Raw genomic sequence first — 14,531 nt, 5'->3', positions numbered from 1 at the left:
GAGCTATTGAGCAAAAGGGCCGAGGTTGTCGAAAAGTTGACCGACTGAACGTCGTTTATGAGTACACGCCCTAGTTAGCGTCTCTCAGGCTGCCTTGCGCATACGGCGCGGCAGGAAGTGGACGCGGCTGCGCGGTGCGTCGGGCGCCAGATCGAAGACGCCGCGATGAAGGCGATCAAGCAAGGTCTTGCGGTCGCGCAGCGGCTCCAGCTCATCCCAGCGCAGTACGTTGCCGACGCGAACGTCGATCGCTTTGCCGGACAGCCGCGCGAATTCGCGGATGAGCATTGAAAGGCGCAACGTCAGCGACGCCTTGCCGACGAATTTCGCCAGCCTTCCTTCGCGCTCCCCCATGTTCATCGGGCCGCTGACCAGATGGAACAGCCGGCCGTTCTGCCCGGAAAAATGCATCGGCACCACCGACGCCTTGGCGTCCTGCACGAGGCGCGCCGGAAACATCTTCCACGGCAGGTCGCGCGCCCGGCCAAAGCCTCTCGGCGCGGTGGCGACGCCGCCGGCCGGAAATACCACGATGGTGACGCCCTCTTTCAACAGCCGCACTGCCTCGTGGCGCACCGCCATGTTGTTCTTCACCGCGTCCTTGGTCTCGGAAAAGTCGATCGGCAGCGAGTACGGTTCCATTTCGCGGACCTTCAGCAGATCCTTGTGGATCATGACGCGGAACGGACGCCCGAGCTGCTCGACCAGCGACAGCACGGCAATGCCGTCGCCAATGCCGAACGGGTGGTTGGCGACGATCACCAGCGGCGTGTCCGGCAGCCCCGCCGGCGGCCACCGATCGGTGCTGCGCACCTTGACGTCGATCAGCTCCAGCATGCGGCTGAACACCCGCTCGCCCGTCGGCGCCACCTGGCGGCGCCAGAAATCGTAGAGCGCGGCATACCGGTCGCGCCCCGAGAGGCCTTCAATGGAATGGATGAACCAGCGCGTCAGCGCCGGCTGGCTCGCATTGGCGTAGGAGAGTTCGGGAAACGGTCTTTCCCGTATCTTCAGCTTGAGCATGGGGGCTCGTTACAAGGTTCGCGTGACAGGCATGTGAAAATGGCGGTGGATCGCTCCACCGCCATTTCTACGAAACATTGTTTGCTCAGGCCGCGCTTCGCCTGCGGTCGGGCGAAACAGCCTCGTCGGAAAGCAGCTTCAGCGCCTCCGCCAGCTTGAGCGATTCCTGATCGCGCGAGCCGAGCCGGCGGATGTTGACCGTCTCCTCTTCCGCCTCGCGCTTGCCGCATACGAGGATCACAGGAACCTTGGCCAGCGAATGCTCACGCACCTTGTAGTTGATCTTCTCGTTGCGCAGATCCGGTTCGGCCAAAAGTCCTGCCGCCTTCAACTGTGCGACGACCTTTCGCGCATAATCGTCAGCATCCGAGGTGATCGTGGCCACAACCACCTGCAGCGGCGCGAACCACAGCGGGAAATGGCCGGAATAATGCTCGATCAGGATGCCGAGAAAGCGTTCCATCGAACCGCAGATGGCGCGATGCACCATCACCGGCTGCTTCTTTTCCGAATCCGAACCGATGTAGAAGGCGCCAAAGCGTTCCGGCAGATTGAAGTCGACCTGCGTGGTGCCGCACTGCCATTCGCGGCCGATGGCGTCCTTCAGCACATATTCGAATTTCGGCCCGTAGAAAGCGCCCTCGCCCGGATTGATCGAGGTCTTGATGCCGTTTCCCGAGCGCGTCCTGATTGTATCCAGCACGTTGCCCATGATCGCCTCGGCATGATCCCAGGCCTCGTCGGTGCCGACGCGCTTATCCGGCCGCGTCGACAGCTTCACGCTGACATCGTCGAAGCCGAAATCGGCGTAGGTCGACAGGATCAGATCGTTGATGCGCAGGCACTCCGCGGCCAGCTGCTCCTCGGTGCAGAAGATGTGCGCATCGTCTTGCGTGAAGCCGCGCACGCGCATCAGCCCGTGCAAGGCGCCGGACGGTTCGTAACGATGCACATTGCCGAATTCCGCAAGTTTTACGGGCAGATCGCGATAGGATTTCAGCCCATGCTTGAATATCTGCACGTGGCCCGGACAATTCATCGGCTTCAGCGCGAACACGCGGTCGTCGTCGGTGTCGTCGCCGGCCACCGTCACCTTGAACATGGCATCGCGATACCAGCCCCAGTGGCCCGACGTCTCCCACAGGCTCTTGTCGAGAACCTGCGGTGCGTTGACCTCCTGGTAGCCCTGCTCGTCGAGGCGGCGGCGCATGTAGTTGACCAGATTCTGGAACATCTTCCAGCCCTTGGCGTGCCAGAAGACGACGCCCGGCCCCTCTTCCTGGAAATGGAACAGGTCCATCTCGCGGCCGAGTTTGCGGTGGTCGCGCTTCTCTGCCTCTTCCAGCATCGTCTGGTAGGCATCGAGTTCAGCTTGCTCGGCCCAGGCCGTGCCGTAGATGCGGGTCAGCATGGGGTTGTTCGAATCGCCACGCCAATAGGCGCCGGCCACCTTCATCAGCTTGAAGGCGTTGCCGATCTGCCCGGTGGAGGCCATGTGTGGGCCGCGGCAGAGGTCGAACCAGTCACCCTGGGAATAGATCTTGAGATCCTGGTCTTCGGGAATGGCGTCGATCAGCTCGAGCTTGTAGCGCTCGCCCTTCTCGGCAAATACCTTTTTCGCCTTGTCGCGCGACCAGACTTCCTTGGTGAACGGCTTGTTACGCGCAATGATCTCGCGCATCTTCTTTTCGATCACCGGGAAATCGTCAGGCGTGAACGGCTCGTTACGGGCGAAGTCGTAATAGAATCCGTTCTCGATCACCGGCCCGATGGTCACTTGCGTTCCCGGCCACAGTTCCTGCACGGCCTCCGCCAGCACGTGTGCTGCATCATGACGGATGAACTCCAGCGCGCGCGGATCGCTGCGGGTGATAATCTCGACCTTGCCGGACTTGCCAAGCGGGTCGGAAAGATCGCGAACGGTGCCGTCGATGGCATAGGCGACAGCTTTCTTGGCCAGCGACTTCGAGATCGATTCGGCGAGGCCCGCACCGGTCATCGCCGCGTCATAGTCGCGGACGGAGCCATCGGGAAATGTCAGGGAAACGGAATTCAGCATCGGGTATCTCCTATCCAGTCCCGCAAACGAGCGCGGGTGGTCGTGGTGTGAAGCCGGAGGCATCCGGCAGCGGGCGGGTTTTAGAGGCAGCACGGTGTGAGGTAAAGAGCGCTGGTAGTGTGTCAGTTTGAATTCCAGTTGGAACGTTGCCATCGGCCTCCCCGATCGGAACGACCAAGGACCGCCACTTTGCAGCCGTTCAAGGCTAGCGCGAGCTTTCACTCACTCGCGCAGGCCTGCCTTGCGCAAGTTCTCGCGAAGATGTTCCAAGTCACCTGAGTTCTTGTATGGCGCCATATCCGAGGTCGTTCTCATCGTGATTGTGGCTCGCGGCTCCAGCTGCAAAATGTGCTCGATGACCTGCTGCGCTTCGTCTTCGCGCCCTAAAGCCGCGTAGCTCGCTGCCAGGTATAAGTGTTGGTATACGGTGTCGAGGGTTCGTAGACCTTCCAACGCCGCGATCGCTTCACGATATCTGCGAACGTCGTAGTAAATCTGGCCAATCTGTAGGATGTACCACTCGGGGTAGTGAGGGTTGAGACGCATGGCTTTTTGCGCCGTCTCAAGGCCTTCCTGTGCCCTCCCACAATAGCTTAGGCAGGAACCGTAATCCAACAGCACGTCGGCGTCATTTGGATTAAGCTCAAGGGCCCGTTGATACTCAACGATAGCGCGTTCGTATTGTCCGCAAAATAGGCAGTGCCCTGCGAGCGCATAGTGCCCCCATGCCTCGGCGTCGTCCCGTTCGATCGCCAAATTGGCGTATTTCAGGCCACATGCCAGTGAAGCCTCGGGATTCGCGCTCCAACCGTCGCTTGCGTCGATCATGTGCGTCCAAGCGAGCTTGGCAAACGCCTTTCCGAACTTCGGATCGAGTTCGCCTGCCTTCTCAAAGAGTTCCCGAGCACGCAAGTTGTCTTGTTTTGTGTAGCGGTTGAGAGACTCCATGCCGCGCACGAAATAGTCCAGCGCCTCAAAATTCCGCGTCCCCGCGACTTCCGGGCGCTCTTGCCACGCCTTTAACAGTCGGCCTCCGTACGCTGTGGCTAAACTGCCGATTATTCTTTCAGTGACATCGTCCTGCACGGCAAAGATGTCCTCGATGCCTCGGTCGTAGCGCTCTGCCCAAAGGTGCCGCCCAGTCTTGCCGTCAATGAGCTGGGCGGTAATCCGGACCCGGTCCTTCGACCTCTGTACACTGCCCTCCAAGATATAGCGGGCACCCAGCTCTCGGCTGGCATCCTGTATCTTCGTGGCTTTGCCCTTGTAAGCAAACGTCGAATTACTGGCGATGACGGAAAGATCGCGAAACCGAGACAATCCGGTGATGACGTTCTCTGTGATCCCATCCGCAAAGTAGTCCTGCTGACGGTCGTCGCTCATATTGACGAACGGCAGCAAAGCGATGGATGGCTTATCAGCAAGCGACGCCGGCGAAGTGGGGGCCGCTTCGGGACCGTCGAGGCGCACCGCATAAGCTCGCACGGGGCGTTCAATATTTTTAAGTATCTGCTCACCAATGTCGTCGAATTGCAGTTCAAGCCGGTTTCCGAGGTGATCTCGCACCGTGCCCGAAACCATAACACCTCCAACAGGAGCGATGCCTTCGAGCCTTGTCGCCACGTTCACGCCGTCACCCAACAGATCGTCATCCTCGACGATTACGTCACCGAGGTTGATCCCAACGCGGAATTGTATTCTTCGGTCCTCGGACAGTTTTGCGCTGCGACCCGACATGGCACGCTGCATAGCAACGGCACAAGCCACGGCGTTCACGACACTTGGAAACTCGGCGAGGATGCCGTCGCCAGTCGTTTTGAAGATGCGACCTTGGTGCTCGGCCATATTTGGGTCGATAAGGTGGGCCCGTATCTCCTTCAGATCGGCAAGTGTGCCGGCCTCGTCGCTGCCCATCAGGCGCGTATACCCCACCACGTCAGCGGCCAGAATTGCGGCAAGACGGCGTTGGACGCGTCCTTCGGTCATGTGGTGCATTGCTTTCAAGAGCAACAGGACCGGGATTGTAAGGGCGACGACCGACAGAGTCCACGAGCCGGAACGTCGACTGATACATTTCCGCAGCGGTCATTGGCACAGCCGCCGGGATTTGTCGCGGCAACTCACTTCACGAGTTGCGGCAACTCCCTCAGTAACGCCGCGCGTGTCGCCGGGCCTTTCGGCATGTCGATCGGCTTGGTGTCGACGACCAGCCGGGCAAAGACGATCCGGCGGCCGCCCTTTTCGGCCCAGCCGACGAACCAGCCCAGCGCGCGCTTGTCCTTGCTGTTTCCCAGCCTGGTGCTGCCGGTCTTGCCCCGCACCGTCCAGCCGCCGGCCTGGAAAGTCGGCAGGATGGCTCGGGTCATCTCATGCGCCTTGGCAGAAACCGGCATCTTGCCGGCGAGCAGCTGGCGCAGGAAGGCTGTCTGTTCGACCGGCGATATCTCAAGCGAGGAATTTATCCAGGATTGCGTGAGCCCGTTGTCCTTGTCGGCATCGCCCGAGACATCCATGTTGCCGTAGCCGAATTTCGAGACGTAGCCGGCAAAGCTTTTTGCGCCGAGCCGGCGCACGATCTCGCGCGAATACCATACGATCGAGTCGCGCTCCCAGATCGTCGGGTCGACGGCTTTGTGGTCGCGGCTCACGGCCCTGAATTCAGGCTTGTAGTCCCAGGTCGGCGTATGCGCATCGCTCAGGATACCGCTGTCGTAGCCGATCAGCGCCAGCGGCACCTTGAAGGTCGACGCCGGGCTGACGCGTTGGTCGCAGACGCCGCTTTGATAGAGCGTCTCGCCGCTCGCCGCGTCCTGGATAAGCGTGCAGGCGACATCGCCAAGCGGAGCCGATTGCGCCCGCATCGGAAATCCCAGAAACCAGGCCAGCAGGAAGAGGACCGCGGCAATGATGAAGGGATGGGTTTCGATCCGACGCATGTGGGCTCTCCTGGGAATGAACAGGAGGCGCTTAGCGAAGTGTCTTGGCTCGATTTTGACTCAAATGCGCAGTCTTTGTGCAGCCCGTTGTTAACCTTACCGGATTGTAAAGAATGCCGCGCTGGCGATCTGGATCAGGGACCAGCGCGCCCGCCGTCAGGCCTCGCCGCGCTTCCTGCCGATCTGCCAATAACGCCATGGCATGAACCAGACATAGCGCTGATCGAGTACCTCCGGCACGCGATCGATGCCATGCGAACCGAAAGGGCCGCAGCGCAGCACGCGGAACAGCCCCATGAAGCCGCCGGCCCACAGACCATGGCGGGCGATCGCCTCATGCGCGTATTCGGAACAGGTCGGCAGATGCCGGCAGGAATTGCCGACAAATCCGGACAGCGTCAGTTGATAGAGGCGCACCAGCGACGTGCCGAAAATGCGGCCGGGTGTTTTGCGCCAGGGACCGGGCCAGTTGCGCCCGCGCCGGGTCCGTCCGGCGGCATGCACATGCCGATGCTGGTCGCCCACCGCAGTCTCTTTCCGAACGCGACCCGAAACCGGCTTCCGGGTCAGCTTGCGTTTCCAAACCGATAGATGTGAGCTTCGGCCGGCAAACGCAATCCTCTTCACTCACTCGCCTCTTTGTCGGCTTCAGGGTCGCGAGCGGCGAAAGGGATGCCGCTCCGCTGGAGCCGCCCAGCGGGTGGCCGGCCTTTGCTCGGTGCGCTGCACATGATGCTGCCTGTCGCCACGCCATTGAAACGTCGCGATCCGCATCACATCGCCAAAGATTTCCAGAAACTGGATCATGTCCGTGTCTCCTCTAAGAGCGGATTAGACGCCCGCTGGCCTTCGCCTTCAAACGAGTATAATTTCCGGTTCGGATAACTTCGGGTTATGCGAAATGAAGCGCGGACGGTTGCCCCTGACGGCGTTGCGAAGTTTCGAGGCAGCCGGCCGGCAATTGAGCTTTAGCCGGGCCGCCGAGGAGCTGTTCGTCTCGCAGGCCGCCATCAGTCGGCAGATCCGCGAACTCGAGCAGTTCTTGCGCCAGCCCTTGTTCCGCCGTCATCACCGCCGCGTCGAGCTGACCGAGGCCGGCCAGCGCCTGCTCGATCAGTTGGTCAGGAGTTTCGACGACATCGACAGGCTGCTTTCGGACCTGGTGGCTGCCCCGGCGCAGTCGGTGGTCCGCGTCAGTGTCGAGCCGTCGCTGGCCTCTGTGTGGCTGTTGCCGCGGCTCAACCGGTTCAGCCAGTTGCGGCCTGATATCGACGTTTCCCTCGAGGTCGACCCAAGGCCGATCGAGTTCCGCAGCGATCAGCCTGAACTCGCCCTGCGCTTCAGCGCGCGCGCCACCTCATGGCCGCGCAGCGAGGCCGAATGGCTCGCCTCGACCGTCGATTCGCCGGTCCTGTCGCCGGCATTGCTGGCATCAGGCCCTACCCTCGAAAAGCCGCTCGACCTTGCCCGCTACACGCTGCTGCACGAGGAAAACCGCCAGGGCTGGGCGCGCTGGTTCGAGGCCGCCGGCGTCGCTGCCGACGCCATTCCGGCGCGCGGCCCGATGCTGGCGGATGTGTCGCTGTCGAAGCAGGCGGCCCTGCTCGGCCACGGCGTTGCGCTCGGAGACCTATTGCAGATCGGCGAGGAGATTGCCTCCGGCGCGCTGATCAAGCCGTTCGACATCGACGTCGCATCGGGCGCCTACTGGCTGGTGGCCAGGAGTTTGAAGGACCTGCCGGAGCCGGCTAAGGCCTTTGCCGACTGGGTGAGAAGCGAATTTGCCGAAAGCAGACGGGCGCAGGAACAGCAGACCTAAGCCGTCGTGCTTCTTAAGCCTTCGGTTCTATTTCTGCTGCGCGCCGGATGACATCACTCGGCCGTCGAAATTGACCGTCGTCTCGCGCCAAGCCTGGTAGCTATCGGCATAAGTCGCAAGGCCAATGAAGGGCGCACAACGGGTAATCACCCGAACTGCGCTGTCATTGAACTTCTTGCCCTGTGGTTCTGTTGCAGGATTGAGTACCTTCGGGGCGCCGCCAGCGAACCATCCCGGTTAAGCTGATTTTGACGCGTGTGGCCACAAGTTCGTCGCCGACGGGGATAATCCAGCAGCCAGCCAGCTTGTCAGCGAGGTAGGCGGCAGCCTTCTGCTGCGAGGCGTTTTCTGCGCCGGCAGCATAGCCACTCGTGACCAGCGAAACCACAAGGCCCGAAGCCACCATCAACCAGTGCAAACACTTCGTCCGTCATGTCCTGCGCGAAGCCCGCGCTATGTCACGCTGCTTCTTCTGCGCGTTTCTTCTCGATCTGACCGATGGCATCGACGACCGCATCGAAGGTCAGCATGGTCGAGGCATGGCGCGCCTTGTAGTCGCGCACCGGCTCCAGATATCTCAGATCGGCAAAGCGGCCTTGCGGCGGCGCGCCGTTTTCCTTGAGCATCTTCAGCATGGTGTCGCGCACCGCCCGCAATTCGTCGGCGCTGGCGCCGATGACATGTTGAGCCATGATCGAGGACGAGGCCTGGCCGAGGGCGCAGGCCTTCACGTCATGCGCGAAATCGGTGACGACGCCATTGTCCATCTTGAGGTCGATGGTCACCGTCGAGCCGCACAATTTGGAATGGGCCTTGGCCGTCGCATCCGGATGATCGAGCCGGCCGATGCGGGCGATGTTTCCGGCAAAACCCAGAATTTTCGCATTGTAGACGTCGTCAATCATATTTTTCCAATCCGTCGCCGCCAAGCGAACAGCGATTGCCGTTGTAGCGTCTTTCATTCGCTGCGTACGACCATATATAATGGTGGCAGTCGGGTATCGACAAGGCAACGCAAAGCCATCGTCCTTGCCCATTTCGTTCACGCCGCTTGCGGGCTGGAAACCGGGCGAGTTTTCAGCACCCGAAAGGTCGTGGTCCGTTCAACTCGTTCCTCCTGAGAGAGGAACTACGGGAGACGCCTTTATGGATGCCGTCATCAAGAAAATAATGCCCCCTTCCGACTATCTGGACAAGCCGGTCACCGACAGGCCGAGCGAAGCCGAGGTCGAGGCCGCCGTGCGCACGCTGTTGCGCTGGACCGGCGACAATCCGGACCGCGAGGGCCTGATCGACACGCCCAAGCGCGTCACCAAGGCCTTTCTCGAAATGTTCAACGGCTATGACATGTGCCCGGCCGAAGAGCTCGGCCGCACCTTCGAGGAAGTCGCCGGCTATGATGATCTCGTCATCGTCAGGGACATCCAGTTCCACTCGCATTGCGAGCACCACATGGTGCCGATCATCGGCAAGGCGCATGTCGGCTACCTCCCGGATGGCAAGGTCGTCGGCCTGTCCAAGATTGCCCGTGTGGTCGATATCTTCGCCCATCGCCTGCAGACTCAGGAGGCCATGACCGCACAGATCGCCGGCGTCATCCAGGACGTGCTCAATCCGCGCGGTGTCGCCGTCATGATCGAGGCTGAGCATATGTGCATGGCCATGCGCGGCATCCGCAAGCAGGGCTCCACCACGCTGACCTCGACCTTCACCGGCATGTTCAAGGACACGCCCGAGGAACAGGTCCGTTTCGTCACCATGGTGCGCGGCCTCGGGGCGTAAGCCCCTCGCCGGCATCGCTAGATCAAGGACCGGCGATGTCGGCACTAACATTTCCCAAGGCTCCATCTGACAAGAAGGCTCTCGAAGAAGGCGCGGTGTTTTCCCCGCGCTTCGATGCTGCCGGGCTGGTCACCGTCGTCGTCACCGACGCCGCTGACGGTATGCTGCTGATGGTCGCGCATATGAATGCCGAGGCGCTGGCGCTGACGCTCGAAACCGGCATCGCGCACTACTGGTCGCGCTCGCGCAAGGCGCTGTGGAAGAAGGGCGAAACATCAGGCAATTTTCAGACCGTCGTCGAGATGCTCACGGATTGTGACCAGGACGCCATATGGTTGCGCGTCAAAGTGTTGGGCCACGACGCAACTTGTCACACCGGCCGGCGTTCATGTTTTTATCGGACGGTGGGGCTAATCGGCGGCAAGGCAACGCTTGCCGGCGATGGCAGCACGCCGCTGTTCGATGCGGAAAAAACGTATCGGAAGCCCGCGTGAACCATTCAACAGTCGCAAACCACTCATATTCACTATTCTCAAACGTCCTTCCTGTAGAACGGACGCGGGACAAGGGAGATCATGATGCTCGAGTGGGCGTCATTGCGTAGCAGACCGGACGTGCGGGAGGCCAATGGCCCCTCATCGTCCGGCGGCGTGCCTGACCCGCAACCCGCGGGCAAGACAGGCATTTCGCTCGCGCTGGGCGGCGGCTGCGCACGCGGCTGGGCGCACATTGGCGTGCTGCGCGCGCTCGACGAAGCCGGCATCGAAGTCTCGATGATCGCCGGCACCTCGATCGGCGCGCTGGTTGGCGGCTGCTATCTCGCCGGCAAGCTGGACGAACTCGAGGAGTTCGCCCGCAGCCTGACCAAGCGGCGCATCTTCGGCCTGCTCGATCTCAATCTGCGCGGCAGCGGCCTATTCGGCGGCATGAAACTGGACGTCAGGCTGCGCGAGCACATGGCAGGCATCCGCTTCGAGGATCTGACGAAACCCTTCGTCGCCGTTGGCGCGGAAATTCGCACCGGCCATGAGATCTGGCTGTCCAGCGGTTCGCTGATCACCGCGATGCGGGCTTCCTATGCGCTGCCCGGCGTGTTCGAACCGGTGAATTGCAACGGCCGCATTCTGGTCGACGGCGCGCTGGTCAACCCGGTTCCGGTTTCGGTCTGCCGCGCCTACGAGCAGCCGCTGGTCGTCGCGGTCAACCTTCACTACGATCTGTTCGGCCGCGCCGCCGTCATCAAGCACAGCGCCGGCGAACTGCTCATCGAGAAGGACGCGCCCCGGCCAGGCCAGGCCAGCCCCGACCACCAGCCGCACCAGAGCCGTCTCGGCATCACCGGCGTCATGGTCGAAGCCTTCAACATCATCCAGGACCGGATTTCACGCGCAAGGCTGGCGGGCGATCCGCCCGACATGTCGCTCCAACCGAAACTCAGCCATATCGGCTTGACCGAATTCCACCGCGCGGATGAGGCGATCAGCGTCGGTTACCAGGCGACGATGGCGCAGATCAGCGAGTTGAAGCGGCTGCAGACGGTTCTCGCTTAAAACAATTCGGCAATGTCAGGCTTTGGCCGCATCGGTGATGCGGAACTGCACCGTGCGGTTGCCGTTCCAATAATTCCCCGACAGCGAGCCGGCTACATGGATCGTGTTGCCCCTGTTCTTGAACAGGAATTCGCCCAGCGCGGTATCGACGGATCGAAAGGCGATGCCCTGGATGGGGCCGCCGCTTTCCGACTGCAGATCAGCCCGGATGTGGTTGGTGCCGACGGCCCGCGCGTCGGCCAGCCGATGGCGCGGCAGCGCGAACACCGGCGCGACATGGCCGGCGCCGAAAGGCCCGGCCTTTTCCAATGCATCGAGCAAAGCAATCGTCGCGCCCTCGGCGGCGAGCGCGCCGTCGACGGCCAGACTTTCTTCGTCCTGCAGCCGGAACACTTCGGTCGCCGCGCGCTCCTCGAAGAAAGCACGGAGTTCGCCGAGCTTGGCGCGTTCCACCGTGATGCCGGCGGCCATGCCGTGGCCGCCGCCCTTGACGATCAGCCCGGCATCGGCGGCTGCGCGCACCAGCCGTCCGAGATCGAAGCCCGACACCGAACGGCCAGAGCCGGTGCCGATGCCATTGGCGTTGAAGGCGATGGCGAAGGCCGGCCGCCGCGCATGGTCCTTCAGCCGCGAGGCGATCAAGCCGACAATGCCGGGATGCCAATTGGTGCTGGCGGTGACGATGATGGCCGGCCCGTTGCCGCCGGCAAGTTCGGCGTCAGCCTCGGCGCGCGCCGCTGCCAGCATCTCCAGCTCCATCTGCTGGCGTTCCTGGTTGAGCCGGTCGAGTGTCTCGGCAATGGTCCCGGCCTCAACCGGATCGTCGGTGGCGAGCAGCCGGCTGCCAAGTGCTGCATCGCCGATGCGGCCGCCGGCATTGATGCGCGGCCCAATCAGATAGGCGAGATGAAAGGTGCTTATCGGCTCACCGATGCGGGACACCCGCGCCAGTGCGGCGAGCCCCTCATTCTTCTGCTGCCGCGCCATCTGTAATCCCTTGACGACGAAAGCGCGGTTCACGCCGATGAGCGGCACCACATCGCAAACCGTGGCCAGCGCCGCCAGGTCGAGCAACGACAACAGGTCCGGTGGCGCTGCGTCGGGCAATCGGCTGCGCAGGACCCTCGCCGTCTGCACCAGAGTGAGGAAGACGACACCGGCGGCGCACAGATGGCCTTGCCCGGAAAGGTCGTCCTCGCGATTGGGATTGACGACTGCGGTCGCCTCCGGCAGCGGGCCGCCGACCTGATGGTGGTCGAGCACCACCACATCGGCGCCTGCGGCCTTGGCGGCATCGATGGAGACAGCGCTGTTGGTGCCGCAATCGACGGTGACGATCAGCGTCGCGCCGCGCGAGACCAGTTCGCGCATAGCCTCCGGATTGGGGCCGTAGCCCTCGAAGATGCGGTCGGGAATGTAGATCTCCGAAGGCACCGAGAAATGTGTCAGGAAGCGCTTGAGCAACGCCGAAGAGGCGGCGCCGTCGACATCGTAGTCGCCGAAGATTGCCACCTTCTCCTTGGCCATGACCGCTTCGGCGATGCGGGTCGCAGCCTTGCCCATGTCGGTCAGCGAAGCCGGATCCGGCAACAGATTGCGGATCGTCGGATCGAGGAAGCGCTCGGCCTGGTCCGCGGTGACGCCCCGCCCGGCGAGCACGCGCGCCACAATGTCGGGCACGCCGTGGCCCTGCGCTATGGCCAGCGCAGTCATGTCCTGCCGCTCGCTCAACCGGTGTTCCCAGGAAACACCGGTCGCCGACTGCCTGACATCGAGGAAGAAGCGTTTGTCGCCCGTCATAGGAGGCGTAGTCTACAGATTGTCATTTCCGGCAATATGCGACGGCTAAACAGGAAAGTCTCAACTTTTCCACCTCCTGGTGACGCGCCTTGATCTCGCGGCTCACGCCTCCGCCAGAGCCCGATGATGACTGGTGGGTTCGACCTGAAATCTCAATCCGGCTCCAAATCAAAGAGATAGAGCACTATGGCGTCTGAACCACTTTTCAGCAGGAATATCAAATCGGTTAAGGAGAAAAATGACTTGGCCTAGCCCGCACGCTCGATGCGGATAACCTGCGGCTTGTCTGTGAGGTGGCCGTCCTTGGTGATGCCGTCGACAGCCTTGCGCACGGCTGCTTCCGTGGTCTCGTGGGTGACCAGGATCACCGTCTTTTGCGCGTCCGTCTCGCCGCTGACGGCATGCTGGACGATCGATTCCAGCGAAATGTCGTTGTCCGCCATGCGCTTGGCGATCGCGGCGAAGACGCCGATGCGGTCGTGCACGGTCAGCCGGATGAAATAGCCGCCGGCATGGCTGCGCATCTGCGCCTTCTTGTAGGGGCGCAGTTCCTTGGCCGGCAGGCCGAACACCGGACCGTGCTGGAAGCCCGGCCGGCTCTTTGCGATGTCGGCGATATCGCCGACCACGGCGGACGCGGTGGCGTTGCCGCCGGCGCCCGGGCCGGAGAGCAGCAGTTCGCCCAAAATGTCGGTTTCGATGGCCACCGCATTGGTAACGCCATGCACCTGTGCGATCACCGACGCGGTCGGCACCATGGTCGGGTGCACACGCTGCTCGATGCCGCTGTCGGTGCGCTGCGCGACGCCGAGCAATTTTATCCGGTAGCCAAGGTCGCCCGCGGCGCGGATATCGGCCTGGCTGATATTGGAAATGCCTTCCATGTAGATGTCGTTGGCGGCGATCCTGGTGCCGAAGGCCAGGCTGGTCAGGATCGACAATTTATGCGCCGTGTCATGGCCCTCGATATCGAAAGTCGGATCGGCTTCGGCGTAGCCCAGCCGTTGCGCGTCCTTCAGGCACTCGTCGAAGGAGATGCCCTCGGCCTCCATGCGGGTCAGGATGTAGTTGCAGGTGCCGTTGAGGATGCCGAAAACGCGAGTGACCGAATTGCCGGCCATCGCCTCGCGCATCGTCTTGATGACCGGGATGCCGCCGGCAACTGCCGCCTCGTAGTTGAGCAGCACGCCCTTCTTCTCGGCGATTTCGGCAAGCGCCACGCCGTGCTTGGCCAACAGCGCCTTGTTGGCGGTGACGACATGACGTCCGGCTTCAAGTGCTGCCTTGACCGACGCGCGCGCTGCCCCTTCGTCGCCGCCGATCAGTTCGACGAAGACGTCGATATCGGCGGCCTGCGCCATCTTGATCGGATCGTCGAACCATTTGGCGGCGCTGAGGTCGACGCCACGGTCGCGCTTGGGATCGCGCGCGGAAACGGTCGTGACGATGACATTGCGTCCGCACTGGCGCGTCAGCTCCGCTGCCTTGTCGCGCAGCACGCGCGCCACCGAGGCGCCAACCGTACCCAGACCCGCAATTCCAACACGCAACGCTTCAGCCAT

The 14,531-nt window shown here is 62.2% G+C and carries 14 protein-coding genes; 4 read left to right on the top strand and 10 right to left on the bottom strand.

Going from position 1 to position 14,531, the window contains the following annotated elements:
- Positions 1-84 precede the first annotated feature (84 nt).
- The 6 genes from X733_RS158060 to X733_RS1000000170145 all read right to left on the bottom strand — a co-directional run bounded on the left by X733_RS158060 (position 85) and on the right by X733_RS1000000170145 (position 6,825).
- The gene (locus X733_RS158060) at positions 85-1,023 is read right to left on the bottom strand and encodes a GNAT family N-acetyltransferase (protein ID WP_023725700.1); all 939 of its coding nucleotides are present in this window, start codon (positions 1,021-1,023) and stop codon (positions 85-87) included.
- An 85-nt stretch (positions 1,024-1,108) separates the two neighbouring features.
- Positions 1,109-3,082 carry a threonine--tRNA ligase gene (gene thrS / locus X733_RS158065; protein ID WP_023818142.1) on the bottom strand — a complete coding sequence of 658 codons (1,974 nt, stop codon included), beginning with the start codon at positions 3,080-3,082 and terminating at the stop codon, positions 1,109-1,111.
- Positions 3,083-3,304: 222 nt separating this feature from the next.
- A complete protein-coding gene (locus X733_RS158070) occupies positions 3,305-5,068 on the bottom strand; it encodes an adenylate/guanylate cyclase domain-containing protein (protein WP_023818141.1) in 1,764 nt (587 codons plus the stop codon).
- A 134-nt stretch (positions 5,069-5,202) separates the two neighbouring features.
- A complete protein-coding gene (blaOXA, locus tag X733_RS158075) occupies positions 5,203-6,018 on the bottom strand; it encodes a class D beta-lactamase (RefSeq protein ID WP_023667616.1) in 816 nt (271 codons plus the stop codon).
- Between the two features lie 156 nt (positions 6,019-6,174).
- Positions 6,175-6,543, bottom strand: a complete 369-nt coding sequence (yidD, locus tag X733_RS158080) for a membrane protein insertion efficiency factor YidD (protein WP_023667617.1) — start codon at positions 6,541-6,543, stop codon at positions 6,175-6,177.
- Positions 6,544-6,666: 123 nt separating this feature from the next.
- Positions 6,667-6,825 (bottom strand): hypothetical protein, encoded by a 159-nt coding sequence (locus X733_RS1000000170145; RefSeq protein WP_023667618.1) that lies wholly within the window; start codon positions 6,823-6,825, stop codon positions 6,667-6,669.
- A 94-nt stretch (positions 6,826-6,919) separates the two neighbouring features.
- Between X733_RS1000000170145 and X733_RS158085 the strand changes: the two genes are divergently transcribed.
- Positions 6,920-7,837: a LysR substrate-binding domain-containing protein gene (locus tag X733_RS158085; protein WP_023818140.1), complete on the top strand. Its 918-nt coding sequence runs from the start codon at positions 6,920-6,922 to the stop codon at positions 7,835-7,837.
- Between the two features lie 163 nt (positions 7,838-8,000).
- Here X733_RS158085 and X733_RS1000000170140 read toward each other — a convergent pair whose 3' ends face one another.
- Both X733_RS1000000170140 and X733_RS158095 read right to left on the bottom strand, forming a co-directional pair.
- Positions 8,001-8,255, bottom strand: coding sequence for a hypothetical protein (locus X733_RS1000000170140; RefSeq protein ID WP_196813698.1), 255 nt, complete (start codon positions 8,253-8,255; stop codon positions 8,001-8,003).
- 40 nt (positions 8,256-8,295) lie between these two features.
- The gene (locus X733_RS158095; RefSeq protein WP_023818138.1) at positions 8,296-8,742 is read right to left on the bottom strand and encodes an iron-sulfur cluster assembly scaffold protein; all 447 of its coding nucleotides are present in this window, start codon (positions 8,740-8,742) and stop codon (positions 8,296-8,298) included.
- A 241-nt stretch (positions 8,743-8,983) separates the two neighbouring features.
- On the opposite strand from X733_RS158095, the gene folE reads away from it, so the two are divergent.
- From folE to X733_RS158110, 3 genes are all read left to right on the top strand, one after another.
- Positions 8,984-9,619 (top strand): GTP cyclohydrolase I FolE, encoded by a 636-nt coding sequence (gene folE, locus X733_RS158100; RefSeq protein ID WP_023818137.1) that lies wholly within the window; start codon positions 8,984-8,986, stop codon positions 9,617-9,619.
- Between the two features lie 35 nt (positions 9,620-9,654).
- The gene (gene hisI / locus X733_RS158105) at positions 9,655-10,113 is read left to right on the top strand and encodes a phosphoribosyl-AMP cyclohydrolase (RefSeq protein WP_023667623.1); all 459 of its coding nucleotides are present in this window, start codon (positions 9,655-9,657) and stop codon (positions 10,111-10,113) included.
- Positions 10,114-10,197: 84 nt separating this feature from the next.
- Complete coding sequence (locus X733_RS158110; RefSeq protein ID WP_023667624.1) at positions 10,198-11,169, top strand: patatin family protein; 972 nt, start codon at positions 10,198-10,200, stop codon at positions 11,167-11,169.
- A 15-nt stretch (positions 11,170-11,184) separates the two neighbouring features.
- On the opposite strand, the gene recJ is transcribed toward X733_RS158110, so the two are convergent.
- Positions 11,185-12,969, bottom strand: coding sequence for a single-stranded-DNA-specific exonuclease RecJ (gene recJ, locus X733_RS158115; RefSeq protein WP_023818136.1), 1,785 nt, complete (start codon positions 12,967-12,969; stop codon positions 11,185-11,187).
- Positions 12,970-13,217: 248 nt separating this feature from the next.
- Positions 13,218-14,531 carry a homoserine dehydrogenase gene (locus X733_RS158120; RefSeq protein ID WP_023818135.1) on the bottom strand — a complete coding sequence of 438 codons (1,314 nt, stop codon included), beginning with the start codon at positions 14,529-14,531 and terminating at the stop codon, positions 13,218-13,220.

It is taken from the genome of Mesorhizobium sp. L2C066B000 (assembly GCF_000502335.1).
In the GTDB taxonomy this organism is placed as follows: domain Bacteria; phylum Pseudomonadota; class Alphaproteobacteria; order Rhizobiales; family Rhizobiaceae; genus Mesorhizobium.
Note: the sequence above shows the minus strand (reverse complement) of the source record. Positions and strands in the feature narration are given on the sequence as shown.